This is a genomic window from Catalinimonas alkaloidigena, assembly GCF_900100765.1.
GTDB classification, from domain to species: domain Bacteria; phylum Bacteroidota; class Bacteroidia; order Cytophagales; family Flexibacteraceae; genus Mooreia; species Mooreia alkaloidigena.
In genome coordinates, this window is sequence record NZ_FNFO01000001.1 from 398301 (window position 1) to 423834 (window position 25534).

The following is a 25534-nucleotide window of genomic DNA, read 5'->3' on the forward strand; positions in this document are numbered from 1 at the left end:
GGTTTGGAGCAGAAAAGAAAAGCCGGGCATGTTGCGATGCCCGGCCTCAAAAATGGAGAAAAATTAGGTTACTGGCGTGCGGCCACCTGGTCTGGCGAAGCGTCCGATCCTTCTTTTTTCTCTTCGATGCGCACGTCATCGCCGTCTTTCAGCTTCTGAGAAACGGTGCGGAACGGACCCGACACCACCACTTCGCCTTCCTGCAAACCCGACAGAATCTCGATGTTGTCGAAGTCGCTGATGCCAGTTTTCACGGGGCGGCGCTCGGCTTTGCCGTCTTTCACCACGAACACTACTTCGATGGGCTCGGCTCCGGGGCGAGTCTCCTGGGTGTTAGACGAGGCGTTCGGTCCCTCGTTGTTCTCACCCGGTTTTTTGTCGTCGTTCGGGCTGCGGGTCGTAACGGCCGCCAGCGGAACCGACAGCACATCCTGCCGGCGATCGGTGATGATTTCGACGGAGGCGGTCATGCCGGGACGGAACGGCGACACGGTTTTGATGCCTTCGGCCAGGTCTTCGTACGATTCGTTCAGGATGCGCACCTTCACTTCAAATTCGGTAACGGCGTCGGTAGTCAGGGCCTCGTTCGCGGTGTTGGCGATGGACGTCACAATGCCTTTGAATTCCTTGTCCAGGTACGAGTACGAGTCGACGTCGATGCGGGCCGTGTCGCCCACCTGCACCCGGATGATGTCGTTTTCGTTCACGTCGACCGCCACTTCCATATTATTGAGGTTGGCAATGCGCAGCATTTCCGTCCCGGCCATTTGCGACGTACCGACCACGCGTTCGCCCAGTTCGACGTCGAGCTTGGAGACCGTGCCGCTCATGGGCGCCAGAATGGACGTGCGGCGCAGGTTCTCCTGGGCTTCGTCGACGCCGGCCTGTGCGCTCGATACGTTGTAGCGGGCGGCCTGCGCATTTTGCCGGGCCGATTCTACCTCTTTCTGCGCCACTTCGTAGTCGGTCTTGATCTGTTCCCAGTCGGCTGCCGAAATCACTTTCTGTTCGAAGAGCGACTTGTTCCGCTCGTAGTTGGCCTTTGCCTGGGCAAAGCGTGCTTCGGACTGCGCCACGGCGGCAGTAGCCTGCGAAAGGTTGGCGCGGTTGGTATTCAGGTTGGCCACGGCCCGGTCGACCAGTGACACGTAGTTGTCGGGGCGGATCTTCAGCAGCAGCTGTCCTTCTTTTACCGAGTCGCCTTCTTTGATGAGTAGTTCCACGATTTCGCCCGAAACGTCCGGCGAGATTTTGACTTCTACCTCGGGTTGTACTTTGCCGGAAGCGCTCACCATTTCGGTGATGTTGACCCGCTTGACGGGCGCGGTAGAGACCTGTTCGCCATTGGGTTCGCCCACCCAGCCCTGGCGCTTGGCCACCACTACGAAGAGGACCAGGACGACCAGCACGACGCCTAAAATGATAAATATCCGGTTGCTAGATTTTTTAGCCATGAGTTGCAAGTGAGTAGAGAGGTGAAGGATCGGGGACGCGGGTTGATCGGCACCCGATTAAAGTTTAATGGGCTTTCCTTCGTAGAAATCAAGCACTTTCTTTTTAAAGATGTAATCGTATTTCGCCTCCAGCAGGTTCGACTCTGCGTTGTTCAGGTTGTTGCGCGACAGCGAATAGTCGAGGGCGTTGAGCGCACCGACGTTGAACCGTTGCTCGGCCACCCGGGCGTTTTCGCGCAGGGCGGTGATCTGGCGCTGCGAGGCGGCGTACCGCTTGGCGGCGGCCCGGGCGTCGTTGTACGCCTGTTCGATGGTCTGGCGCAACTGGTTGCGGGTTTCCTGGGCGGTGATTTGGGCGCGGCGGGCGTTGATGTTGGCGTTGGCCACGTTGGTGCGCGCCTGCCAGTTGTTCAGAATCGGGATGGTCAGGCTCAGGCCCACCGATTGGTTGAAGTTGCTGTTGATCTGCTCCCAGAACGGCACCTGTTCTACCCCCCCCGAACCGCTCGACCCGGATTCGAACAGCGAGGCCGGTACCGGCAAGTAGCCTTCGTCGCGGGTCTGGATGTAAATCAGGTTGGGGCTCGAGGGTTCCGACGAACTGGTCAGCGTGCGTACACGTGCACTGGAAAAGCCCGAAAACAGGCTGCCGTTGAGCGATAGACGCGGATAGTACTGGCCTTTGGCAACCTTCAGGTTCCAGAGCGCCCCTTCGACCCGTAGGTCGGCCGCTTTGATCTGAGGTTGGGTGTTGACCGCTTCCAGGTACACGGCGGTGGGCAGGCTGAGTTCGATCTGATCGGTAGCCAGCAGGTCGTCCAGCTCCGGCGTCACGACGTTGAAATTATCGCTGACCGGGAGTTGCAACAGTTGCTGCAATTGCAATTCGGCCAAATCGAGTTGGTTCTGCGCGTTGATCACCGACAGTTCATCGGTAGCAAGTTGCGATTCCAGCTCCAACAGGTTGGCTTCCGGCGCGGCTCCGGCGTCCACCAGGCGGCGGGTGCGTTCCGTCTGCTCCTGCGAGTTGGCCACCTGATACTGCGCCCGCTGCAACAGCTCCTTGGCCAGCAGAATGTTCAAGTAATTGGCCGCCACACTCAGGCGGGTGTCGTTGCGGGCCGTTTCGATGTCGGCCTTCGAGGCGTCGAGTTCGCTTTTCTGAGCCTTGATCGACGTCCGGTTGGCAAACCCGTTGAAGAGCGGCACGCTGGCCTGCACGCCGAAGTTGTTGGTGCGGATCTGCTGGTTGATGAACGTGTTGGTGGTGGGGTCGGCGTTTCGTCCGAACTGGTAGTTGTGGCTGGCCTGTGCGTTGAGGGTCGGGGCCAGGTTGATTTGCGACTGCAACAGCGCCGCATCCGACTGCTCGGCGTTGAGCGCGGCACGTTGGATGGTCAGGTTGTTCTCGACGGCATAGTTGACGGCTTCTTCCAGCGTCCAGACCCCTTTGGAGGAGGTCTCCTGTGCTTGCGTGGCAAAAAAAGGACTGCCCAGCAGAAGCATTAGGCAAAGCGTACGGATGTTCATGGTGATCGGAGGATAAGGTCAGGCGTCAGATGAAACGATAGAACAGCGCGGAAACGAAACGTTGTGTACCCTACAAAGTCCGTTTCTCTCGCTAGCAATATTACCCATCGTTCTACAAACCCAAAGAGCCAGTAGTACCAATGGTAGCAGAATCGTGTGAGCGGAAAGAATGGCGTGGTCCCCCGGAGGAGGGGAAGCGTGTGGGCATCGGGGCGTGCCGGTCGGCCTGCAAAGTGCGCCGCAGGCGAAGTGCCGGAAAAATTCCCGCATCGATCGATTAAACCGCGCAGACCAGGCCGATCGGGTTGGTGCAGTGCGGGTTCCTGCTAGTTTTGTGTATCTTGCCTTTCTGCAATTGTTTTACTGTCCGACCTCCTTTTGATTTCCTACGGAACGCTATGAAAAATTTTGTTCGCCTGTACATGGTCCTGTGTCTGTGCGGTCCGATTTTCCAGACAAGCGCTCAAGCTCCCGATGCGGCATCGATCCGGCAACAGCTGGAACGGCTCAATACCTGTGCCACGGTGCTGTACATGGCGGCGCACCCCGACGATGAAAATACGGCGATGATTGCCTGGCTGGTGGGCGAACGCCACGCCCGCACCGGCTACCTGGCGCTGACGCGGGGCGACGGCGGGCAGAACCTGATCGGCCTGGAATTGCGCGAGCAGTTGGGCCTGATCCGCACGCAGGAACTGCTGGCGGCTCGGCGACTCGACGGTGGCGAGCAGTTCTTCACCCGGGCGAACGATTTCGGCTTCTCGAAGTCGCCGGAAGAGGCGTTCGAAATCTGGGGAAAAGATCAGGTGTTTTCCGATGCCGTGTGGGTTATTCGCAACTTTCGACCCGACATCATCATCGCCCGCTTCCCGACCAACGGCGACGGCGGACACGGCCACCACACGGCCTCGGCCATTCTGGCGGAAGAGGCCTACAAAGCCGCGGCCGATCCCAAGCAATTCCCGGAACAACTGAAATACGTCAAGCCCTGGCAGGTCAAACACGTGTACCAGAATGCCTGGCAACCGAAAGACTCCAGTTCCGTCATCCACGTCGATCTGGGAACCTACAATCCTGTGCTGGGCAAATCGTACGGCGAAATTGCCGCCGAAAGCCGGAGCATGCACAAAAGCCAGGGCTTCGGCGCGGCAAAGCTGCGCGGCAAACGCATCGATTTTCTGAACGTGATGGCCGGGCCGCCGCTCAAAGGCGACGTGACCAAAGCCGATCCGTTTCAGGGCGTGGACCTGACCTGGGGACGCATCAAAGGGGGCAAAGCGGCCGGGGAACTGGTGGCGCAGGCGCTCCGCGCGTACGAGCCGGCGCATCCTGAGAAACTGTTGCCAACGCTGGCCGCCGCCTATCGGGAGGTGCAGAAGCTGCAAGATCCTTACTGGAAAAGCCTAAAGTCAGCGCAACTGCAAAAGCTGATGACCGACTGTGCCGGTTTGTGGCTAGAGGCGCGTACGCCCAGCATTTACGTCTCACCCGGCGACAGCCTGGTGGTGACAGCTACGGCCATCAACCGCCTGGGAGCCCCCGTTACGTGGCAGAAAATTGCCTTTCCGAGCAACGTGGATACGTCCATGGCGCTGGCCTTGCCGACCAACGAGGTAACGTCGTTTACGCGGGCGTTGGTGGTGCCGTCGGAAACGCCGGTCTCGCAGCCGTACTGGCTGGAAAAAACGCCGACCCTGGGCCTCTATCAGGTAGACGACCCGCAGAAGATCGGGCAACCCGAAAGTTCGGCTCCTTTTTCCGTAGGCATGGACCTGGAAATCGTAGGCGTACCGCTGCACTACGACGTGCCGTTGCGCTACGTGTGGGTCGACCCGGTGCAGGGCGAGTTGCAACGCAACCTGGCCGTGCGCCCCCCGGTAATGGTCAACTTGGCCGAAGACGTGATTACGTTCGTAAACGGCGAAACCAAACCGGTCACGATCCGACTGAAGGCCGGACGCGATAGCCTGTCCGGCGAAGCCCGATTGCAGGTCCCGGCCGGATGGACAGTGAGCCCGGCACAGCAGGCATACGCCATTGCCCAAAAAGAAGGCGAGGTTCGCCTCACCTTTCAGGTTTCGCCGGGCCGTAGCGCCGGAAACAGCACCGAAACGCTCCGCGCTGTGGCCACGACCGGCGATGGTCGCACTTACGACCGGGGCCTTCTGACGGTAGATTATCCACACATTCCGGTACAGACGCTCTTTCCGCCCGCAGAAGCCCGGCTGGTGAAGCTGGACATGCAGGTTGCCGGGCGCAACATCGGCTACATTCCCGGTGCGGGCGATAAAATTCCGGACGGATTACGGCAGGTGGGCTATCAGGTAACGGAACTGAGTGATGCGTACCTGGCCGAAGGCGATCTGTCGCGTTTCGATGCGATTGTGGTCGGCATCCGGGCCTACAACGTGAACGACCGGATGGCCTATTACCAGCCCCGGTTGTTGTCATACGTAGAAAAGGGCGGCGTGCTGGTAGAACAATACAACACGAGCTATGGTCTGAAGCTGCCGCAAATCGGCCCGTACGAGTTCACCATCGGGCGGCGCGAGCGCGTCACGAAAGAAGAAGCGCCCATTACGTACCTGAACGCCAAGCATCCGCTGTTGCACTATCCCAACGAACTGACCAAAGCCGATTTCGACGGCTGGGTGCAGGAGCGAGGCCTTTATTTTGCTAACAAATGGGACACGCGGTACGACACACTTCTGGTGGCGAACGATCCGGGCGAGGAGCCGATGGCGGGGGGATTGCTGTATACCAAGTATGGCAAAGGGGCGTTCGTGTACACCGGCTATTCCTTCTTTCGGCAGTTGCCGGCCGGAGTGCCCGGGGCGTTTCGTCTGTTCTCCAACCTGCTGGCCGGGGGGCTGACCGAACCACGAAAAGCCGACGAGGGAACCGCAGAAACCGGGAAATAATCCCTTTTCGAGAACGATTTTTGCTCCGACCTCTTCAACATTCTGTATACAACCCACTTTGATTTTGAGTCACGAACTTCCACCCGACGAAAAACCGCCCTTCTTCCGAACTTGGCCGCACTTGTATACCGCCGTGCTGATCCACCTGGTCGCGCTGGTGCTTTTCTTTTACTGGTTCACCCACCATTATAACTAGACAACCACCGCATGCGCACGCTCGATTGGATTGTGCTGGTCAGTACCCTGGTTTTTATTGTAGTCTACGGCATCTGGAAAACGCGCGGCAACCGCGACATGCAGGGCTATTTGCTCGCTAACAAATCCATGCCGTGGTACGTCGTCGGGCTGTCGATCATGGCGACACAGGCCAGCGCCATCACGTTTCTGTCGGCTCCGGGGTTGGGGTATTCAGGAAATATGCGGTTTGTGCAGTTCTACTTGGGACTGCCGTTGGCCATGGTGGTGCTGTGTATTTTCTTCGTGCCGCTCTACCACCGCCTCAACGTCTACACCGCCTACGAATACCTGGAAAGCCGTTTCGATCTAAAGACCCGCGGATTGGCGGCGGCGCTTTTCCTCTTGTCACGCGGCTTGGCAGCTGGGCTGACGATTTATGCGCCTTCGCTGATTCTGTCGACCATCCTCGACTGGAACGTCACGTGGACGAACCTGGTGATCGGCGGCCTGGTGATTGTCTACACCGTTTCGGGAGGGACGGCGGCTGTCAGCCAGACGCAAAAGCAACAGATGGCCGTCATTCTGGTGGGGTTGGTGGTCGCCTTTGGCGTGATGGTGTCCATGCTGCCCGAAGAACTTTCGTTCGGTGAAGCCATGCACGTGGCGGGAAAAATGGGGCGCTTGCAGGCGTTCGATCCCAGTTTTGACCTGAACGACCGCTACACCCTCTGGTCCGGGCTGATCGGTGGTTTCTTCCTGTTCATGTCCTATTTCGGTACGGATCAGTCGCAGGTCGGGCGCTACTTGTCGGGTCGTTCGGTGGGGCAGAGCCGACTGGGGCTGTTGTTCAACGGAATTCTGAAAATTCCTATGCAGTTCTGCATTCTGTTCATCGGCTCCATCCTGTTTGTGTTTTACCTGTACGAACGCCCACCGGTGTTTTTCAACGAAGTGGAGACGCAACGGCTGGCCGAAAGCCCACTGGCCGACCAGTACCAGGTGCTGGAGCAGGAACACAACCGCCTCTTTACCGAGCGACAGCAGCACGTGGACGCGCTGGTGCAGGCACTCCGCAGCGAGGACGAAGCGCGCATTGACGCCGCCACCGAAGCCGCGCAAGCCAGCGTGGCTGACATGGATGCGGTGCGCGACCGGGTAATCGAACTGATGACCCAAAACGATAGCCAGGCGGATACTAACGACACCAATTACATTTTCCTCGCGTTCGTGACGCGCTACCTGCCCGCGGGTCTGGTAGGGCTGCTGATTGCCGTGATTTTTTCCGCCTCCATGTCGTCTACTTCCTCGGAACTAAACGCGCTGGCGTCCACCACCATTGTCGACCTCTACCGCCGCATCTGGCGACCCGGGCGCAGCGATGACCATTACCTGCAAGCCTCGAAAGTCATTACGGTGCTGTGGGGGGGGTATGCCATTCTGGTCGCGATGTACGCCAGCCAGTTGGGGAACCTCCTGGAAGCGGTCAACGAGCTCGGGTCGCTGTTCTACGGGGCTGTACTAGGCATTTTCGCCGTGGCCTTTTTTCTGCGTTCTGTGCAGGGCGGGCAGGTTTTCTACGCGGCCTTGCTGGCCGAAGGCGTAGTGCTGCTTTGTTATAAATTCACCGAGATCGGCTTCCTATGGTACAATGTGATTGGCTGCCTTCTGGTGGTTGTACTGACATTGGTCTTAGATATGTTCAATAAATCAGCGATAAAATCACGATCGAAATAGGATTTAATTTATACGGCATTGACCGTAAATATTACTTCCTAAGCTTTACGACCGCTCTGGTTTTTTTATAACGCCTGAAAGGGTGAGATTTGTTATTATGAAAAAGACGATCTCTACCCTGGCTTTTACGTTTCTTCTCACGGCCTGTTTAAGTGCTCTGCCTGCAGAAGCATTCGCTACAGCGGCAGGAACAACCCATACCGAAATGGGGCCTGGTAAGAAAGAAGAAGCGAAGAAGAAAACGGAGGTGAAGAAAGCCAGCAAAGCACCGAATCGTATTGAGCAGTTTGCCAAGCAGCAGAAAAAAAAGAAAAAAATCTCGAAGCGGCAGTTGCACATGGCCAAAAGCGGATAGTCCGAAAAATCAACCGGCCATGAGCCGCCTATCATAAAAGCGCCCGTCCTGGAAACTTCCAGGGCGGGCGCTTGCTTTTCGGCGCTATGGTTCCGGGAAGGGAGCATGCCTTCGAGGTGGACCCAACCAACCTGCACCGGAGAACTTCGTGGGGCGATGGCCTGGGTTACTTAATGGGCCAGAATCATTTTTTTCGTATCGACCGTTCGACCGTCGACAATGAGCTGATAAAGGTAGGTGCCCGACGGCAGCTGGCCGACTTCAACACTGATTTCGCCTTCGCCTCGGTCGAGCGTTACCTGTTGAAAGACTTCCTGGCCTAGTATGGACACAACCCGCAGTTGCGCCGACTGCGCGCTGGCCGGCACCTGGTAACGGATGAGCGTAGTACCGTTGGCGGGATTAGGTTGATTTTGCCATAGGCGGGCTTTCACCGCAGCAGACGTTGTGGGCGAAAGACCTAACGTCTGGCGCAGGGCGGTCAGTTCGTCTTGCAGCGCTTCGTTCTGTGATTTCAGCTCTTTTACCGCATTGATCAGCAGGTAGGTCATGGCGTTGGCGTCGTAGTCGAGATACGTTTCTTCCGCGCCGGTGGTGTCTTGGTAAGTCCACTCGCCGACCATGTACGGAGCCACCTCCTGCACCTCCTGGGCGATGATCCCGACAAACTCTTCGTCGGTAGAAAGCCCCGCCTTCCCGTTGTACCGGTAGCGGACGGGACGGATCTGGTCGATCACTGCCAGACCTTCTTCGAACGGACGAATGTCTTTTTTCAGGCGCTTGTCGGACGCCACCGTCCAGGCACTGGAACCTGGTTTGGCCGCCGAGTTGGCGTTGACGTGCAGGCGGTACGACGGAGCGGTGGTGCCGATGCCCACGTTGGTGTTAGCCGTGGCCCCGTTAGTGCCGGAGACGGAACCGAGCACCAGCGCGTTGCTGGCGGTGACGTAAGCACGGTAGCCGATGGCCGAGGCGTTGCTCAAGTTGGGATTGGTACGGCTATACGAACCTATAAAAGTATTACCTGAACCCGTGGTACTGCCTTGCCCAGAAAAATAGCCGAAATAGGCATTGTATCTTCCCGTTGTGTTATCTGGCCCAGCCACGGTGCCGAAGAACGAGTTGGCGATTCCGGTCGTGTTGCTTTCTCCAGCTCTGTAGCCGACCGAGGTACCGTATATGCCTCCGGTATTGTTCCCGCTGGCCCCTTGCCCAATGAATGTATTGTACCCACCGGTAGTAGTTCGGTAACCCGCCCCATCACCCAAGAACGTATTGCTGCTGGCTGTTGTGTTGTTGTAGCCGGCTACGTTCCCGATAAAGGTGTTGCGGTCTCCGGTTGTGGTGGACCAACCGGTAGAGTTGCCCAGAAAGGTGTTCAAACTACCGATCGTGACGCGCCCCGAGTAATTACCAAGAAAAATATTGTTGCTGCCGCTGCTTCCGACACCGGCTCCATTTCCCATAAGGATGTTGTATTGTCCACTGCTGTGATAACCAGCCTCGACGCCTATGGTAATGTTATAATCTGTAGAAGCTTCCGCACCTGCGTTGTTCCCAATTAGAATGTTGAAATCCCCATAAATACCTGAAGCATCCTGGTTGCCTCGTGCCGCACCGGCGCCAAGAATAACATTATTACTGCCTTGCAGGAAAAGGCCTGCTTTCGCGCCGACAAACGTATTATAGCTTCCCGAATATGTATTTGTACCACTTATAGCTTCCCGAATATGTATTTGTACCACTTTTTGCCCCGATATAGGTATTATCTGTACCTGTTTCGTTGGTCACTCCAGCCTGGAACCCAAAAGAGGCATTGTAGGAGCCGGTTTGGTTATCGCTCCCCGCGCCTTCGCCTACGTGTGTATTCTGGCTACCCGTCGTATTATTATAACCAGCATAGAGACCGGCAAAGTAATTACCTGATTGAGCGTGTACGGTATGATTGCCTAAAAGGACACTCCCTGCGAAAAGGAGGAGGAGGTAAAAAGAAATGGTTTTCATGTGTGAAAAGAATGAGTGTGTTGTGAATGAGTAAAGTGAAAACAGAGGAATCTCGGGACGGAACGTGAAGTCCATCCGGGTAAGCGTGAAGCAAGAGGGTCAGAAGCGGTTGGAACGAGGGCACTGCGTACGGTGATCTACCGTATGCAGCCGTCAGAAAGCGCGCGCCAGAGTCAGGAGAAGCGCTACCGGCGGGGCGGAAGCAGGAGAAAGGGATGTAGATGGCTCATGAGGTAGGAAGGTTTCATGAGTAGAATCGGAAAGCCGGAACGAATTGGCTCACGGTTTCGTGAAAATAGTTGAGAAATATTCAGAGGGCATCGGCGCTGGTCTGTAACGAGTCGGGGAGCGTAGTGCGGAGCGAATCGGCCTGTACGGTTCGGCCTTGGGCCCGGTACACCGCCGCAAGTTGCTGACGGGTAGCGGCCTGCAGCGGATAGTCGGGCGGCAGGGATGCTTCCCGGATGCGCAGGGCTGTTTGCGTGTGCTTTTCGGCTTGCGGGAGGTCTCCGGCGCGGAGTGCGGTTTCGCCCAGACTGGCGTAGGTAACGGCTACCGCCGGGTGGTTTTCTGGATAGACGGCGGCATTGACGTCCAGCGCCTGTTGCAGGTACGCTTGTGCCTGCGCGTATTCCCCACGTTGCGCGTGCAGCGTTCCCAGGTCGTTGTAGCGCATGGCCACCAGCGGATGCACCTCTCCAAAAAGCGATTTGGCCACGGCCAGCGACTGCTGGTACCGTGTTTCGGCCGAATCGAGTTGGTGGAGGTAGTAAAACGTTTTGCCGTACATGCCCGTCACAATGGCCACGGCCATGTGGGTATCGCCGAACAGTTCCAGCACCATGGGCAAGGCCTGCTGATAGACTTCATTGGCTTCCCGGTATTTCCCCTGTTCCACCAAATTGCCACCCAGGCTGTTCAGGTTACTGGCGACGGCCGGGTGAGGACCTCGTACCAGCGCCCGACTCAGCGCCACCAGGCGCCGGAATAGCGCCTCGGCTTCTTGCAATTGGCCTTGCTTTTGGAGGATGGACGCCAGCGTCTGCAAACTCTCAACGTGTTCGGTCGTGGAGTCGGCCCGGCGCTCTTCTTCAATGCCAATCACCTGCCGGATGGTCGTTTCGGCCTCTTCGTAGTTTCCCTGCGCACTCAGAACCGCCGCCAGATTGCGTAACGCGCTGAGGTACAATGTATCTTGTTGATTTGTCAGGTTCGGGATACGTGCTTCGTACAACGCTTTCGCCTGACGCATGTACGTCTCGGCTTTGGGATACTGCCCGGCGTAGGTATACAGTTGCCCGAGTTCATGCGCGTGGAAGGCCCGCAGCACCGGATTGGCCTCGGGGAGGCTGTCCAGCACCACCATCGCTTCTTCCAGGAGGGCCTGAGCACTGTCGAGTTGACTCAGGTTGGTGTACACCGCGCTGATGGTAGTCAGCAGTTGCACCTGCAGTTCCGGTTGCGTTCGAAAATGGCGGGCGCGTTGTGCCCCGCGCGCCAGCAGATCGTAGGCCGTGAGCGTATCGCCCTGCGCTTCTTCCGGCGACCCCGCAATAAACAAACTCGTCAGAAAGTCGGTGGTCTGTTCCGCTTTGGCGGCTTCCAGACGAGCCCGTGCCGCTTCCTGTTCGGCGCGGGTGCGGGCTTTGGTGATGTTGTACGTGTAAAAAACGGTGAAGCCGATCAGCGCGACAACGGCCGCTGCGCCTGCCACTACGGCCCCGGTATGGCGTTGCACCAATTTCCGCGTGCGGTACGCCAGCGATTGTGGGCGAGCCAGGATGGGTTGCTGGTTTAGGTAGCGCTCCAGGTCGTCGGCCAGGTCGGCCGCGGAAGCGTACCGGCGGTTCGGCTCTTTTTCCAGTGCCTTCAGCACGATGGTATCCAGGTCGCCGCGCAACTGCCGGGCCGTGATGCCGTGCGGTGCGTCGACCGGGTGGCGCTCCACCGGGTGGCGTTCCACCGGGTGGCGTTCCACCGGGTGGCGTTCCACCATGCGGCTGGGCGCGAGCGGTTCGCGGTTCACAACGGCTTGCTCCAGTTCCGACAAGCTCAACTGCTTCAGTTCGTAGGCCGGGTGGCCCGTCAGCAGCCGGTAGAGAATCAGGCCCAGTTGGTACAGGTCCGTGGCGGTGGTGATGGGCGCACCCGTGATCTGTTCGGGCGCAGCATGGTCGGGCGTCATCAGAAAGTGGCCTTCTTGCGTCAGCGCCAGACTTTGATCCCGGTCTTCGCGCAACAACTTGGCAATGCCAAAGTCGAGCAGTTTGACTTCGCCTTCGTGGGTGACCAGGAGGTTCATCGGCTTCAGGTCGCGGTGCACCACCAAGTTCTGGTGCGCGTAATGCAGCGCCCGGCAGACGGTGATCAGCAGTTCGAGCCGTGCACGCAGCGGCAGGTTGCGTTCGCGGCAGTAGGCTTCCAGCGGTTGCCCTTCTACGTACTCCATCACAAAATACGGCCGACCGTCGTCGGTTACGCCGCCGTCGTACAGGCGGGCGATGTGCGGATGCTGCAACGAAGCCAGAATCTGCCGCTCGTAATGAAAGCGCCGCAACACGTTGTTGGTGTCGATGCCGCGCTTCAGGATCTTCAACGCGACGCGCTGGGCAAATTGCCCGTCGGCCCGCTCGGCGAGGTAGACCATTGCCATGCCGCCTTCGCCCAGGGGTTGCACAATGCGGTACGCGCCTACCTGATCGGCTTCGTTCAGCGTGCCCTTGTCCGACAGCACGTCGGCCAGCGACAGGTGCAGCTGATCGAAGAAGTCGAACGCCTCGTCGCTTTCGGCCAGCAGTTGGCTGAGGGCGGCCGCCTCGGCGGGACGGGTCGCCTGCAGGTCGTGCAGAAAACGGGTGCGCTCCTGTCCCGACATCGCCAGAACCGTATCGTAGAGCGCTTGCAGGGCTTGCCACTGTTCGGCGTTCATCATGAGGATTTCATTTGCTGGTAAAGCCAGGCGCGGGTCAGGTTCCAGTTGCGTTTGACCGTGGCCGGCGAGAGGCCCATGCCCGAAGCGGTTTCTTCGATGGTCATGCCCCCGAAGAAGCGGCACTCCACAATGCGGGCGCTGCGGGCGTCGATCTGTTCCAGTTTTTCGAGTGCGTCGTGCAAATCGGTCAGGTACGTGGCCGTTTGGTCGGGGATGTCGAGTTCCCATTCGTGCAGGGAGATGGGGCCTTGCTTACCGCCTCGCTTCGCAGCTTGTTTGTGCCGCAGGTAGTCGATCAGCACGAAACGCATGGCGCGGGCGGCCATGCCGAAAAACTGGTTGCGGCATTCCCACGAAACAGATTCCTGATCGATCAGCCGAAGGTACACTTCGTGGACCAGCGCCGTGGTTTGCAGGGTCTGATCCGTCCCGACGCCGACCTGCCGCCGGATGCGGCGCGCTACCTGCCGCAGTTCCTGGTAGACGAACGTGTAGAGTTGATTGTACGCGGAGGTGTCGCCGTCGCTGCCCCGCTGGAGCAGCTGCGTAATCTGAGCGGGAGCCATACGTTAAACCAATGCTTGGAGTGGAAAGGGCTCGCCACCAGTTGCACACCACGCAGCGTACCCTTAAGGCGGACAATATAGTACTCTCATCGAATAATAAGTTAACGCGACTTAAAAAAACAGGGAGTTGGTGCGGGACGAAGGGCGAAAAATACCTGCCCCGGGAAATCCCTGGTGGGGCAGGCCTCTCGCTGGTGTTGCTTCTATCCGCCGTAGCAGTAGGTGCCGCCGACCGATTCTGTCGTGATGGAATCGTAACCCAGGTTTGGATTTTGGGTTTGGGAACCGGGGTTGTAATTGGGCTTGGGCGCATCGTAGAACACACACGTGCCGATGTGCCGGAACGTGGTGTTGGTGACCGACAGGGCCGGGTTCGACCACATGTAAATTGCACCCGGCCACTTGGCGGAGCCGGCGTACTCGATCACGGCGTTCTGAATCCGGTTTTGTGGCGATTTCGTGAACCGAAATTCAAGGCCGCCCCACGAGCCCGCTACCTTGTTCACCCCGGTGAAGGTGATAGGGGCGATGACGGAACCCACAGCTACCAGGCTGCTGGCGTCGCTTTCGCCGATCTGTATGCCTGTTCCGTTTTCGAACTCAATGGTCACGCCGGGTTCCAGCGTCAGCGTAGCGGCCCCCAGCTGCAGGTCGTCGCCCTCGGCACTGACCCGGTACGGTGCGCTGAGCGCCTTCCAGGTCTGGTCTTCCACCAGCCGATGTCCGCCTTTGCTGCCCAACACCCGGATGGCATCCGTTGCGTTGCCCGTAAAATTCCCGCCCGAAATATGCCCGGCGATGGGGGCGCTGATGTACATCGGCATCTCGCACTGGGTGATGGTTGTGTTGTCGATGGTCACGTCATAATTCGAGTACGTGGCGTCGATGCCGTAGGCCGCACTCCCGGTAATGGTGCAGTCGCTCATGCGGAGTTTCGTGCCTGACCAGAGAATGAGGGCGGCTTCGTTGCCGTTGCTGTTGAAGGCCCCGCCACCGGCGTATTCGATGGTGCAGTGGCGCAGTTCGTTTTTGACGTCGGCGCTGTAGGAGATCACGCCCTTCCACGCGCCGGGCAGTTGGTCTTCGCCAGTGAGGACGATGGGTTTTTCTTCGGTGCCGGCCGCCTGGATGGAGCCGTCTTCGTAGATGCGCAGACCGGCATCGGAGGCAAACTGGATGACCACGCCCGGCGCCAGCGTCAGGTCGCCGCGCACGTTGACGACGCAGGAGGCAATGTAGTCTACGCCCGCGCCCCGGTCTTCGAGCGTGAGGGATTCGCCTTTGGCCACCAGGTCACACTCGAGCGTAAGGGGCTCGGCCACCGGCTCCACGTTTTCTTTTTTACACGCCGCCAGCAACGACAGCAGCACCATTCCATAACACCAGATTGAGTAATTCACGATTGCGTTCATTTGGTAGAAAACTGACAATACAAAGTCGGGAAGGCTCGGTCGGCGCCTGCGGAAAGCGCGTGGTAACGGCCGACCGGCGATCCGTTGTCAGTAGAGTCGGAAAAGGGCAGGCAAGTGGCTCACGCGGCGCGAAAAAAGTGGTAAAAAAAAGTCGGGCGCCCGCTCGCTATCGTGCCTGAGCACGTTCTGAAAAAACACTTGTCTCCGCGCGAAACGCCAGAGAAAGCGCTGACCACACGACCGAATGCGGACCGGCCGATCGCCTTGCGGCTAATGAGAATTTGCTAATTTAAGGGCCTACCTCACCCATACCCGTACCCGCATGACCCACCTCAGAAAAGAAGACCTCAAGCAGGAAGTATTTGATCTGTACGACGATTACGCCCACAACCGGATCGACCGGCGTAGCTTCATGGAAAAGCTGTCTGTTTATGCCGTAGGCGGGCTTACCGTGACGTCGCTCATGAGTTTCCTGATGCCCGACTACAAAGGCGCGATCCAGGTCCGGTCCGACGACACCCGGCTGCAGTCGTCGTTCATCACCTACCCCTCGCCCAAGGGGGGCGGTTCCATCAAAGCGTTGCTGTCCAAACCGGCGGCGGCCACCGGCAAACTCGGCGGTGTGGTGGTGGTGCACGAAAACCGGGGCCTGAATCCACACATTGAAGACGTGGCCCGACGGGCGGCGCTGGCAGGGTTCCTTTCGCTGGCACCGGATGCGCTCACGCCCCTGGGAGGCTACCCGGGCAGCGACGACGAAGGGCGCGCCCTGCAAAGCAAACGCGATCGTGACGAGATGCTGGAAGATTTTATAGCCGCCTACACAACCCTGAAAAACCATCCGGACTGCAACGGCAAGGTGGGCGTTGTGGGGTTCTGCTTCGGTGGATGGATCGCCAACATGATGGCCGTGCGCCTGCCCGAACTGGCGGCCGCGGTTCCGTTTTACGGTACACAACCGTCGCGCGAAGAGGTCGCGCGCATCCAGGCGCCTCTGCTTTTGCACTACGCCGCCCTCGACACCCGGGTAAACGAAGGCTGGCCCGCTTACGAGGCCGCCTTGAAGGAGGAAGGCAAGGCCTACACGGCCTACGTCTATCCGGACACCAACCACGGCTTTCATAACGATACCACCCCGCGCTACGACAAAGCAGCGGCCGAACTGGCCTGGCAGCGCACCGTAGACTTCTTCCGCCAGCAACTGACGTAGCCCCGGCAGGCATTTGACTTTTGATAAGTTGAGAACCGCCCGTTACTGCCGGTGCACCGGGTTGTCGCAATTGGCCTTGTGGAGCATGTCCGAGCCTTCGCCGTTGTACCACAGCACGTATTCGCACCCTTCGTGGCGTACCGTTTTCAGGTAATTGACCCGGTAACCATCTTCCGTATAATCGCCGGTCGGTGGGGGCGGGGGCGTCGAATGACACGCGGTTGCCAGCAAACCGGCAAGGCCAAACCACAGCACGGCGACCGTGCGCCCTCTCAAAGCAACGTGTCTCATGAGGCTGAAGGGGAAAACGGATTGCGGAAAATCAGGTCGAATTGCAACAGCCACGACTCGCGGAAGTGCCCCGTCTGGCTGTCTTTCCAGGTCTGGTCCATCAGTCCCACGTCCAGAAACGCATCCGGATGGGTCAAATGGTGGCGGAAGAAGAGCGACGAACGGTTTTCGGTAAACGCGTAGGGCGAAAAGTGCGCCCCCCCTTCGGGCCGAATGGTCTCGTCTGTTGCGAAGAAAAACTCAGTGATGCCGATCAGGAAATTCTGTTGCGCACCGTCGAGCGGCAGCGTTCCCTTCAGCTGGTAGCGGTTCCGAAACGAAAAGGGTTTCTGCCAGGCCGTAAAGCCCGGTGCAGAAAAGAAACGAACGTCGCACCGGAGGTACTGGGCCATGTGGATCCGGCCCAGCCGGAATGCGTGGATAACGCGCGGATACAGACGCACTTCGTTGAGGTAGCGCGGGTGCGTTGCATCGTCGTAGGCGCGTTGCGCATAAAAAAGACCCTGCGCGAGCGTGACGTGCGGCGAAAGACGGTAGGCCAGTTCTTCCCGCACGGTGAACACGCCACGTTGCCGTACCGGATTCCAGTCATTAAGCGTGCTGTGGCGGCTAAACGCAATCGCATTTTTGTTCACCCAGCGGCGGCCTAGCTGCTGTTCGGCACCCAGGGCCGTCCAGAGCACCAGGTGCCCACCTTGTCCCTGCGCGGTAATCTGAGCTTTTGCGGGGAGGGAGCTTAGGCCCAGGAGGATGATCCAGCAATACTTCCACAGAAAATTCATAAGCATCGAAAAGTTTAAAAAAGGCGCTCGCACAAGAGGTGAACGGTTATCTAAAAGTTAACCCAAGGTTACTCAAAAGTTAAGAGTCCTCTCGGCGAGGAGGACCTGGGTAGGGCCGAGCGAAGCGCTCACTCGGTTTCGGGTTGGTCTTTCAGTAGCTTCCCGGCTTCGTTCAGCACCACGTGTCGCTCGCTCTCTGTCCCCTCCAGTTCAAGAAGGTAAGTAACGGCCTGCGGCACGGTGATCCGCTCTGCGTCTTCTACGCGGTACGTCCCAAAATCCCGGCGCACCGTCTGTTGGATTGCTTCCGGCAGTTGTTCGTACGTCAGTTCTTCTGTGTGCTTTACCAGTTGGCCGTGTGCGTCGAGCCAGAGTTCGTGCTCGGCGGCAGTCAGGTCAAATTCTACTTCATAGAGGCGATCGTGCCGCTCCCAGCTGACGTCGGTGGCCTGCGGAAATTGCGCTTGAAACGCATTGCGCACGACCGACGGAATTTCGCCGGGCGGTACGTCCTGCACGCACGAACTGAGCGGGAACGAGAAGAGGGGGAGTGTGCTCAAAAGGAGCGAAAAAAGGGGCTTTTGCATGGCTTCTTTGGGTTTGTGATGAAGCAAAGCTCAACCCCGAATCCGGAAAGACTTGGGAATCGGCAGGTCCGAATGCCGTTTTGCAAAAAAAGGCCAGCGGGTTTGCCGCCGCTAAAAGCCCACTTCGAAGGTATGGCCGGTGGCGTCGGAAAAGCGGTAGGAGAGGTGGTAACCGTACACGTCGGCGATGGCTTTCACAATGGCTAACCCTAGACCGGTGGTGTGGGCCTGGCGCTCGTTGTGGTAAAAGCGCTCAAAAATCTTGGCCTTGTCGAGCGGGGTGGGAGTCCCCGTATTGGTAACACGCAGCGCCGCCGCCGTCAGTTGCACGTCGACCCGCCCGCCCGGATGGTTGTGGGTGATGGCGTTCTTCAGCAGATTGACCACCAGCGTTTCGGCCAGTTCGCGGTTCAGGGTTCGTGTGAGTGTAGCCTCGTGGGTGTAGTGCAATGCGACCTTCCGGAAGGCCGCCAGGTCGTGCAACTCGTCGAGCAGCGAAGGCACCAGCGTGTGGAACGCGATGGGCGATTCGGCCAGAAACTGCCGGTTTTCGATGCGCGACAGCAGCAACAGCGATTTGTTGAGGCGCGTCAGGCGTTCGAGCGTTTGCATCACCTTCCCCACGGTTTCGAGGTGTGCGGCGGTCAGGTCGGGCGCTTCGGCCAGCAGTTCCAGTTTGTTGAGGCTGATCGCCAGCGGCGTTTGCAGTTCGTGCGCTATGTTTTCTAAGAATTGCTTCTGACTCTGGTAGGTTGCTTGGTTGCGTTGCAGCAGCCGCACCACCGTCTCGTTGAGGGTCTGAAATTCTTCCACCCGTGTGGGGGCGGGCTGTACGGTCCCCTGGCCCAGTCGGAACGTCTTCAGTTGCGCCAGCAGGTGGTAAAACGGGTGCCAGATGCGGCGCAGCAGCAGGTTGTTCACCAGCACGATGCTGACCAGCAGCGCCAGGTACAGCCACAGCAGCGAGTAGAGCAGGTCTTCGATCAGGTCGTCCTCTTCCACCATCGACGAAACAACTTTCAATTCGTAATACCGGTGGTCGGGCGTTGCAAAAACGGTCGTGAGCATCCGCACCGGCTCCAGGTCATCTTCGTTCTGCATGTACATCAGGGTATCGGCGTAGCGATCTTGCCGGCTCAGGGCCTGCGGCGGCGAAATTTCCCGCAGGGCGTAGTTGGTTTCCAGCAGGTCGGCCGGTTGCGGATGTAAAAACGCGGAGTCGGTCAGGGCCCGCTGAATCAGCAGCTCCTTGTGGTTGTCGAGCCCGTCGTCGAGGCTGTCGTATACTTCGTCCAGCAATTGGAAGTAGAGAATCGTGGCCCACACCCCGAGGATGCCCAGCAGACTCACCGACAGGTACCGGAGCGTATGGTTGAGCAGTTTCACGCGACCACCAGTTTGTAGCCCATGCCATAGACCGCCTGAATCTGGACCGAAGCGCCGCACGCTTTCAGCTTTTTGCGCAGGTTTTTGATCTGCGAATAGACAAACTCGAAGTCGTCGGCCGCGTCGGCGTGGTCACCCCAGACGTGCTCGGCCAGCGAAGTTTTGCGGATCAGTCGGTTGGGGTTGAGCAGGAAATAAGCCAGTACGTCGAACTCTTTGCGGTTGAGGGGCAGCGGTTGGTCCAGTACCCAGACGGACCGCTCGTCGGCCTGAAGTCTCAGGTTCCCGACGGACGTAAACGGTTGGCCTCCAAAGGATTTGCGCCGCAACACGGACTTGACGCGGGCGTTCAGTTCGGCCATGTGGAACGGCTTGGCCAGGTAATCGTCGGCCCCCAGGTCCAGCCCGCGCACTTTGTCGTCGAGGGAATCTTTCGCCGAGATGATGATCACACTCTCCGATTTACCCAGGTCTTTCAGGCGTTGCAACAGGTCCAGGCCGTTGCCGCCCGGCAGCATGATGTCGAGCAGAATGCAGTCGTAGTCGTACGCGCCGATTTTTCGCAGGGCTGCGGCGTAATCGCCGGCCGTCTCGACCCGAAAGCCTTCTTTTTCCAACGACGCGACCATCACGTCTTGCAGGTCGGTTTCGTCTTCGATCACCAGGAGCTTCATGCGCAAACGTACCGGACAAATCGGGAAAGAAATGGGAAAACCAGGAAACGACGGCCGGGTGGCTAGATCTCGTTTTCGATGATGGCCTTCAGGTCGCGGGCCGACTGGCTGACGTACATCTTGACGGTGTTGACGGATAGATCGACACGTTGCGCGATTTCCGGGTAAGAGAGGCCCTGAAAAAAATGCATCTCTACAATCTTTCTTCGTTTTTCTGGCAACGCGGCCAAATGCGCCGACAGGCGTTGCATGCCCTCGTGGGTTCCGAACGAAAGCTCGGTGTCGTGAGACGCCAGCAACTGTTGCTCGACCACCTGCCCATTGCGCAGCAGTGCATTGTGCTGTGCCTTGATCAGGTTGAGAATCCGGTTTTTCAGGCAGGTATATAAAAAGCTTTTGAGCGAGAGGGACGGATCGAGCGAAGCGCGTTTGCTCCAAAGGGTCAGAAAAACATCGTGCACCGCATCGCGGGCTAACTCCTCGTTTTTTAACTCAAAACGGGCGAAGGCTTCAAACTGCGGGTAGTAATGCAGGTAAATGGTTTCAAACGCAGCTTTATCACCCGCTTGCAACCTGCTGATCAACAACGACTCGATTTGGTGGGTTCCGCTCACCTTCATAAGGCGTATTGGGTGGTGGAATAACTCCCTAAGTTAGGGAAAGTAGCGAAGTGCAAACAAGGTTCCTGCAATTTCTTTCATTTCCGGCGGCGTGTGTCAGCCGGTCGGGCCGATGGCTGAAAAAAAAATTGACCAGCGGTATATACGATGGCGGCGGCAGGTTGTATAGGTAAGAAAGAGGGGAGATGTTGAACCACTCCGTTGTACGCCGAACAGCCGTACGTTGACTAACCTACGCATGGAAAAGCCTGCTCAATCGTTGCTCGACCGATACTTTGCCGGAACGTGTTCGTCCGCAGAAACAGCCTATGTGGTAGCCTGGCTGTCTACTGACGAAGGACAGGCCTACCATAGCCGGTTGATGGACCAGCATTTCTCGCATTTTGACGAGGAAGTAGACCTGAGCCGTCGGCGAATGGCAACAGAATCCGAGAAAAAAGCGCTGCAAGCTATTTACGAGGCTGCCGCGCCTGCCCCGGCCCTGGTGCCGCTGGCGAAGCGCCCTCGGAAACCGGTTTTCTGGTTGGGCATGGCCGCCAGTTGGCTGCTGTTGCTCGGCGTGGGAGCCCTGGCATGGTACTGGGTTCAGAACCGGCAGATCGAGTACACAACGGCCTTTGGCGAAGTGCGGACCTTTACCCTGGCCGATAGCTCTGTCGTAACGTTAAACGCCAATTCGACGCTGCGGCACCGGAAAGATGCGCCGCGAAGCGTTTACCTGGAAGGAGAAGCCTTCTTTGACGTGCACCATACTGCCGACGACGCCCCCTTTACGGTACATGCCGGGCAGATCGATGTACACGTATTAGGAACCGAATTTAACGTGAACAACCGCCATCAGGAAACCGAGGTGGTGCTCTTGTCCGGAAAAGTGAAGCTGGACATTGATGCGCAGCAACCTCAGGAAATTCTGATGGAGCCGAATGACCGGGTCGCCTACCACGATGCCGAAGACCGCGTGGTCCGGCAGGTGATTACGCCGGATCTGTACACGGCCTGGCGCGACCGCATGCTGGTTTTCGACCACACCCCCCTGCGCGAGATTGCTCAATTGCTGCAGGATACCTATGACCTGACGTTAGAAACCAACGACCCCAGCCTGTACGCCCTGGAGTTTACCGCCCAGGTGCCGGCAGACAATACCGATCTGCTGCTGGAGCTGCTGGAAAAGTCGTTTGATATTTCGATTACCCGTACTCAAAACACCCTGTTTATGCGCAAAAATATACGCCCTTAGGTTCGTTCTTCCCTCTTTTTACACAACTCAATTTATTCTCTCCACAGTATTCCTCGCGAGAAAAAGCATTTTCTCGCCCGGGACCCTTATGCTTCATGCTGTATGAAAACAATCCTACTGACTACCCGCCGTCTTGTGGGCCGATGCGTTCGGCGAAAGCCCGCGCTGCTCTTCGTGAGCCTGCACATTTTATACTTAAGCGGCATTTCTGCCCTGCAGGCACAACCCCTTTCGCTGGCCACCGCCTACGAAACCGCCCCTGTCCGGCGCGCCCAGCCTCAGGTAGAACAACGGCTGGGACCCTTTTTAGAACGACTGGGCGAGGTCTATAACATTAAGTTTGCTTACGGCAGCCAACTGGTTGACGACAAGCAGGTGAAGATTTCGCCGGAGTGGCTCAAGCCGGGCGGCGACAAGGCGCAGCTGGCCGAAATTCTCAAGGAAATTCTTACCCCCCTGCAGTTAGCTTTTCAGGAAGTCAACGCGCATCACATCGTTATTTTCGGGGCGCGCTCGTCCGAACAACCCGTTGAGAAAATCAACCGGGCTTCGCCGGGAAGGCTGGCGGCACCACTTTCCGCGCCCCGATTGGCGGGCGCACGGTCGCAGCTTGTACAGCGGCTTCAGGCCTACCAGCAGACCATTTCAGGACAGGTAACCGACGCCGAAACGCAAGAGGCGATTCCCGGCGTGAACGTAGTGGCCAAGGGTACCACGCAGGGCACCATTACCGATATGGAGGGGCATTACAGCCTCACCTTGCCCGACTCGGTGACGGTACTGGTCTTTTCGTCGTTGGGCTACGTTGCCCAGGAAGTTGCCATCAACGGGCGGGCGGTACTCAACCTTTCGCTGCGTACCGACGTGCAGGCGCTGGACGAAGTGATTATAGTAGGCGCTTCGCTGAAAGAGGAAGACCTGACCGGCGCGGTGGCCCGCGTTACGGAAAAGACCCTCGAAGAGCGGCCCGTCACCAGCCTGAACGATGCCTTGCAGGGACGTGTGGCAGGCGTCAACATCCAGACCAACCCGGAACCCGGCGGCAACGCCGGCATCAAAATCCGCGGTACCAACTCCATGCAGTTTGGGGGCAGCCCGATTTACGTGGTCGACGGGGTCATCATGGAGCGGGACTTTAACATGATCAACCTGAACGACATTGCTTCGGTCAACGTCCTGAAAGATGCATCTTCGACGGCCCTGTACGGCTCGCGCGGTGCCAACGGCGTGGTGGTGATCACCACCAAAAAAGGCCGAAAAGGCGAGGGCAAAATCACCTACGACGGATGGTTTGGCGGCCAGTCGTTTGCGAACGCTTCGCTGACGCTCGGGGCGAGCGATATGTACGAGTTGCGCGTCGATGCGCTCGAAAACGCTACCAGCATCGGCGGCGCCTATTACGCAGCACATCCCGGCGCTACGCGGCAGGACTTCATCAACGATGAGTTGTTGGGCGAGGGCAAGCGGTGGTTTGCCGACTACGAGCTGGATTCGTACCGCAACGGACAAAGCTACAACTGGCTGGATGCCGTGACGCGTACCGCCTACCAGCAGAACCACACGCTGGGCTTTTCGGGCGGAAGCGAAAACAGTGCTTACTACCTGAGCCTGGGCTACACTGACCAGCAGGGGCTCGTCAAAAACTCGGGCTACAAGCGCTATACGGGGCGCATCAACGCCGACCAGAGCATCAAGCCGTGGCTGAAGATCGGGACCAATACCTCGTTCGCCCGTTCGGAAGAGGACCTGGTGGACGGATCGGTCTTTCGCGTCGCCAGTGGTGCCAATCCGCTTCTGCCCATTCAGTCGGACTCGCTTTACCTGGCGTGGGGCAACAACTGGGACATCAACATGGAAAACCCGCTCCGTTCGTTGCGGATCGCCCGGGATCGGACCAAGAACCGCATCTTCTCCAACAACTACCTGAACATCAACCCGATTGACGGGCTGAATTTCCGGACGTCGCTCTCGACCGACTACATAGAGCAGGAGTATTACGAGTACGTACCCAGCGACCTCCAGCAGGCGCTCCGCGATTCGTACCGGGGGCGGGGAATCCACAACCTGGACCACGTCTTCAACTTCCAGTGGGACAACTCGCTTACGTACGAGAAGTACTTCGAGCGGCACACCCTTTCGGCCCTGGTGGCCACCAGCATGAGCCGCAACAAGTTTACCTACACGAACGTGACGGCGCGTGACTTTCCGACCGACGACTTCGGCTACTACAACCTGGGGGCCGCCTTCGACAAGGAGAACTTCGCGCTCGGTTCCGGCTACAGCGCCTCTACGTTGATGTCTTACCTGGTGCGGGCCAACTACGATTACGACAGCCGGTATTACCTGACCATGACGGCGCGTTACGACGGCTCCTCCAAGTTTGCGCCCGGATACAAATGGGGGCTTTTCCCGTCGCTGTCGCTGGCCTGGAACCTGACCAACGAAGCCTTTTTGCAAGGGCAGCAACGACTCGACCTGCTCAAGCTGCGTTTCGGTTACGGGAGCGTGGGGAACCAGAACATTCCCGACTATACGTTCTACAGCCTCTACAACCCCTCTTACTCGGACGGAAACGTTTCTTACAACTCGACGGGGATGCGAGGAACGCCGAACCTCACCTGGGAAAAACAAGTGCAGGCCAACGTGGGCATCGACCTGGGGTTCCTCAACAACCGCGTGCAACTGACGGCCGACTACTTCAACATCGTGAACTCCAATCTGTTGATGCGGCGCTCGCTGTCGACCCTGACCGGCTACCGCGAGGCCATCGTCAACATCGGGGAAATGACGAACCGCGGCGTCGAAGTCTCGCTCACGGGGCTGATCCTGAACCAGACGGACGTCAAGTGGAGCGTATCGGCCAACCTGTCGGCCGACAAGAACAAAATTACCAAGCTCTATGGCGACGTGGACGCGGTGTACAGCTTCGGTGGTTTTACCGGCACCGACATCCAGCGCGAGGGCAACTTCTTCCTGGGGCAATCGCTCAATACCATCTACATGTGGGAGTTTGATCGCATCATACAGGCGTCGGACATGGATTACGTCAACAGCCTGGTGCTGCCGGGCAAGACGTTGCACCCGGGGGACATTCTGCCCAAAGACCAGCAGGCCGAAGGCGAAGAGGGGCACGGCATTATCGACCAGGACGACCGGGTGATCATCGGAAAGAAGGACCCTAAGTTTTACGGCGGCTTTTCTACGGAGTTTTCCTGGAAGGGCCTGGCACTGAATGCCATCTTCACTTACTCGTATGGCGCCAAAGCCGTCAGCGGGTATTACGAAGGCCTGATGAGCGGCACGGGATACGGCGCGGCGCATCGCGACATGCTGGACCGTTGGACGCCTACCCACACCGACACCCGGATTCCGCGTGCCACGTACGACAACGCCTCGCGTTTCTCGTCCGGCGAAACGTCGTGGGGAATTCAGGACGCGTCGTATCTGCGGTTGTCCACGCTAACGCTGTCGTATACCCTGCCTAACGCCCTGGCGGGACGGGCGAGCTTCAGCAACGTGCGTTTCTACGTCACCGGCACCAACACGCTGCTGTGGACTTCCTACAAAGGCTACGATCCGGCCAACGGCGATTGGTATCCGACGGCCAAACAACTCGTTCTGGGACTCAATTTCAGCCTCTAGCACTCATTCCTTAACACCCT

General features: G+C 58.2%; 20 protein-coding genes. 7 read left to right on the forward strand and 13 right to left on the reverse strand.

Annotated elements, in window-relative coordinates; translation table 11 throughout:
• Positions 1-68: 68 nt before the first annotated feature.
• On the reverse strand, positions 69-1454 hold the full coding sequence (locus BLR44_RS01605; RefSeq protein ID WP_089678243.1) for an efflux RND transporter periplasmic adaptor subunit: 1386 nt from the start codon (positions 1452-1454) through the stop codon (positions 69-71).
• 57 nt (positions 1455-1511) lie between these two features.
• Positions 1512-2984 carry a TolC family protein gene (locus BLR44_RS01610; RefSeq protein WP_089678246.1) on the reverse strand — a complete coding sequence of 491 codons (1473 nt, stop codon included), beginning with the start codon at positions 2982-2984 and terminating at the stop codon, positions 1512-1514.
• A gap of 398 nt (positions 2985-3382) precedes the next feature.
• Here BLR44_RS01610 and BLR44_RS01615 point away from each other — a divergent pair, with 398 nt between their 5' ends.
• The 4 genes from BLR44_RS01615 (at position 3383) to BLR44_RS28470 (ending at position 8171) form a co-directional block, all read left to right on the forward strand.
• On the forward strand, positions 3383-5905 hold the full coding sequence (locus tag BLR44_RS01615; protein ID WP_089678248.1) for a PIG-L family deacetylase: 2523 nt from the start codon (positions 3383-3385) through the stop codon (positions 5903-5905).
• Positions 5906-5969: 64 nt separating this feature from the next.
• Positions 5970-6101 carry a hypothetical protein gene (locus BLR44_RS29255; protein ID WP_262482267.1) on the forward strand — a complete coding sequence of 44 codons (132 nt, stop codon included), beginning with the start codon at positions 5970-5972 and terminating at the stop codon, positions 6099-6101.
• 11 nt (positions 6102-6112) lie between these two features.
• A complete protein-coding gene (locus tag BLR44_RS01620) occupies positions 6113-7816 on the forward strand; it encodes a sodium:solute symporter family protein (protein WP_089678250.1) in 1704 nt (567 codons plus the stop codon).
• 97 nt (positions 7817-7913) lie between these two features.
• On the forward strand, positions 7914-8171 hold the full coding sequence (locus tag BLR44_RS28470; protein WP_143017055.1) for a hypothetical protein: 258 nt from the start codon (positions 7914-7916) through the stop codon (positions 8169-8171).
• Between the two features lie 170 nt (positions 8172-8341).
• Here the strand turns inward: BLR44_RS28470 and BLR44_RS01625 are convergent, their stop codons facing one another.
• The 5 genes from BLR44_RS01625 to BLR44_RS01640 form a co-directional block, all read right to left on the reverse strand.
• Positions 8342-9637, reverse strand: coding sequence for a tail fiber domain-containing protein (locus BLR44_RS01625; RefSeq protein ID WP_089678252.1), 1296 nt, complete (start codon positions 9635-9637; stop codon positions 8342-8344).
• Positions 9638-9854: 217 nt separating this feature from the next.
• Entirely contained in the window at positions 9855-10175 is a 321-nt protein-coding gene (locus tag BLR44_RS28475; RefSeq protein ID WP_143017056.1) for a hypothetical protein, read from the reverse strand.
• 310 nt (positions 10176-10485) lie between these two features.
• On the reverse strand, positions 10486-13107 hold the full coding sequence (locus BLR44_RS01630) for a serine/threonine-protein kinase (protein WP_089678254.1): 2622 nt from the start codon (positions 13105-13107) through the stop codon (positions 10486-10488).
• Complete coding sequence (locus BLR44_RS01635) at positions 13104-13673, reverse strand: sigma-70 family RNA polymerase sigma factor (protein ID WP_089678256.1); 570 nt, start codon at positions 13671-13673, stop codon at positions 13104-13106. The genes BLR44_RS01630 and BLR44_RS01635 overlap by 4 nt, the downstream gene beginning before the upstream one ends.
• Positions 13674-13876: 203 nt before the next feature.
• A complete protein-coding gene (locus tag BLR44_RS01640) occupies positions 13877-15073 on the reverse strand; it encodes a right-handed parallel beta-helix repeat-containing protein (RefSeq protein ID WP_176955860.1) in 1197 nt (398 codons plus the stop codon).
• Between the two features lie 334 nt (positions 15074-15407).
• On the opposite strand from BLR44_RS01640, the gene BLR44_RS01645 reads away from it, so the two are divergent.
• Positions 15408-16295, forward strand: coding sequence for a dienelactone hydrolase family protein (locus tag BLR44_RS01645; protein ID WP_089678260.1), 888 nt, complete (start codon positions 15408-15410; stop codon positions 16293-16295).
• Between the two features lie 42 nt (positions 16296-16337).
• Here BLR44_RS01645 and BLR44_RS01650 read toward each other — a convergent pair whose 3' ends face one another.
• The 6 genes from BLR44_RS01650 to BLR44_RS01675 form a co-directional block, all read right to left on the reverse strand.
• Complete coding sequence (locus BLR44_RS01650; protein ID WP_143017057.1) at positions 16338-16586, reverse strand: hypothetical protein; 249 nt, start codon at positions 16584-16586, stop codon at positions 16338-16340.
• The gene (locus BLR44_RS01655; protein WP_176955861.1) at positions 16583-17368 is read right to left on the reverse strand and encodes a DUF2490 domain-containing protein; all 786 of its coding nucleotides are present in this window, start codon (positions 17366-17368) and stop codon (positions 16583-16585) included. The genes BLR44_RS01650 and BLR44_RS01655 overlap by 4 nt, the downstream gene beginning before the upstream one ends.
• A gap of 128 nt (positions 17369-17496) precedes the next feature.
• Entirely contained in the window at positions 17497-17955 is a 459-nt protein-coding gene (locus BLR44_RS01660; RefSeq protein WP_089678266.1) for a PepSY-like domain-containing protein, read from the reverse strand.
• A 111-nt stretch (positions 17956-18066) separates the two neighbouring features.
• The gene (locus BLR44_RS01665; protein WP_089678268.1) at positions 18067-19341 is read right to left on the reverse strand and encodes a sensor histidine kinase; all 1275 of its coding nucleotides are present in this window, start codon (positions 19339-19341) and stop codon (positions 18067-18069) included.
• Positions 19338-20015 (reverse strand): response regulator transcription factor, encoded by a 678-nt coding sequence (locus tag BLR44_RS01670; RefSeq protein ID WP_089678270.1) that lies wholly within the window; start codon positions 20013-20015, stop codon positions 19338-19340. The genes BLR44_RS01665 and BLR44_RS01670 overlap by 4 nt, the downstream gene beginning before the upstream one ends.
• A gap of 62 nt (positions 20016-20077) precedes the next feature.
• The gene (locus BLR44_RS01675) at positions 20078-20635 is read right to left on the reverse strand and encodes an RNA polymerase sigma factor (RefSeq protein ID WP_089678272.1); all 558 of its coding nucleotides are present in this window, start codon (positions 20633-20635) and stop codon (positions 20078-20080) included.
• A gap of 238 nt (positions 20636-20873) precedes the next feature.
• Here BLR44_RS01675 and BLR44_RS01680 point away from each other — a divergent pair, with 238 nt between their 5' ends.
• Together BLR44_RS01680 and BLR44_RS01685 are read left to right on the forward strand one after the other, a co-directional pair.
• A complete protein-coding gene (locus BLR44_RS01680; RefSeq protein ID WP_089678274.1) occupies positions 20874-21872 on the forward strand; it encodes a FecR family protein in 999 nt (332 codons plus the stop codon).
• 102 nt (positions 21873-21974) lie between these two features.
• On the forward strand, positions 21975-25514 hold the full coding sequence (locus BLR44_RS01685; RefSeq protein WP_089678276.1) for a SusC/RagA family TonB-linked outer membrane protein: 3540 nt from the start codon (positions 21975-21977) through the stop codon (positions 25512-25514).
• Positions 25515-25534: the final 20 nt, after the last annotated feature.

What these genes read in the sequence shown, in the direction of transcription:
- BLR44_RS01620 (WP_089678250.1), top strand. Translation starts at nt 6,113, where the DNA reads ATGCGCACGCTCGATTGGATTGTGCTGGTCAGTACCCTGGTTTTTATT.
- BLR44_RS28470 (WP_143017055.1), top strand. Translation starts at nt 7,914, where the DNA reads ATGAAAAAGACGATCTCTACCCTGGCTTTTACGTTTCTTCTCACGGCC.
- BLR44_RS01655 (WP_176955861.1), bottom strand. Translation starts at nt 17,368, where the DNA reads ATGAATTTTCTGTGGAAGTATTGCTGGATCATCCTCCTGGGCCTAAGC.
- BLR44_RS01685 (WP_089678276.1), top strand. Translation starts at nt 21,975, where the DNA reads ATGAAAACAATCCTACTGACTACCCGCCGTCTTGTGGGCCGATGCGTT.
- BLR44_RS01625 (WP_089678252.1), bottom strand. Translation starts at nt 9,637, where the DNA reads ATGGGAAATGGAGCCGGTGTCGGAAGCAGCGGCAGCAACAATATTTTT.
- BLR44_RS01660 (WP_089678266.1), bottom strand. Translation starts at nt 17,955, where the DNA reads ATGCAAAAGCCCCTTTTTTCGCTCCTTTTGAGCACACTCCCCCTCTTC.
- BLR44_RS01645 (WP_089678260.1), top strand. Translation starts at nt 15,408, where the DNA reads ATGACCCACCTCAGAAAAGAAGACCTCAAGCAGGAAGTATTTGATCTG.
- BLR44_RS01615 (WP_089678248.1), top strand. Translation starts at nt 3,383, where the DNA reads ATGAAAAATTTTGTTCGCCTGTACATGGTCCTGTGTCTGTGCGGTCCG.
- BLR44_RS01610 (WP_089678246.1), bottom strand. Translation starts at nt 2,984, where the DNA reads ATGAACATCCGTACGCTTTGCCTAATGCTTCTGCTGGGCAGTCCTTTT.
- BLR44_RS01680 (WP_089678274.1), top strand. Translation starts at nt 20,874, where the DNA reads ATGGAAAAGCCTGCTCAATCGTTGCTCGACCGATACTTTGCCGGAACG.
- BLR44_RS01670 (WP_089678270.1), bottom strand. Translation starts at nt 20,015, where the DNA reads ATGAAGCTCCTGGTGATCGAAGACGAAACCGACCTGCAAGACGTGATG.
- BLR44_RS01650 (WP_143017057.1), bottom strand. Translation starts at nt 16,586, where the DNA reads ATGAGACACGTTGCTTTGAGAGGGCGCACGGTCGCCGTGCTGTGGTTT.
- BLR44_RS01605 (WP_089678243.1), bottom strand. Translation starts at nt 1,454, where the DNA reads ATGGCTAAAAAATCTAGCAACCGGATATTTATCATTTTAGGCGTCGTG.
- BLR44_RS01630 (WP_089678254.1), bottom strand. Translation starts at nt 13,107, where the DNA reads ATGATGAACGCCGAACAGTGGCAAGCCCTGCAAGCGCTCTACGATACG.
- BLR44_RS01635 (WP_089678256.1), bottom strand. Translation starts at nt 13,673, where the DNA reads ATGGCTCCCGCTCAGATTACGCAGCTGCTCCAGCGGGGCAGCGACGGC.
- BLR44_RS01675 (WP_089678272.1), bottom strand. Translation starts at nt 20,635, where the DNA reads ATGAAGGTGAGCGGAACCCACCAAATCGAGTCGTTGTTGATCAGCAGG.
- BLR44_RS28475 (WP_143017056.1), bottom strand. Translation starts at nt 10,175, where the DNA reads ATGAAAACCATTTCTTTTTACCTCCTCCTCCTTTTCGCAGGGAGTGTC.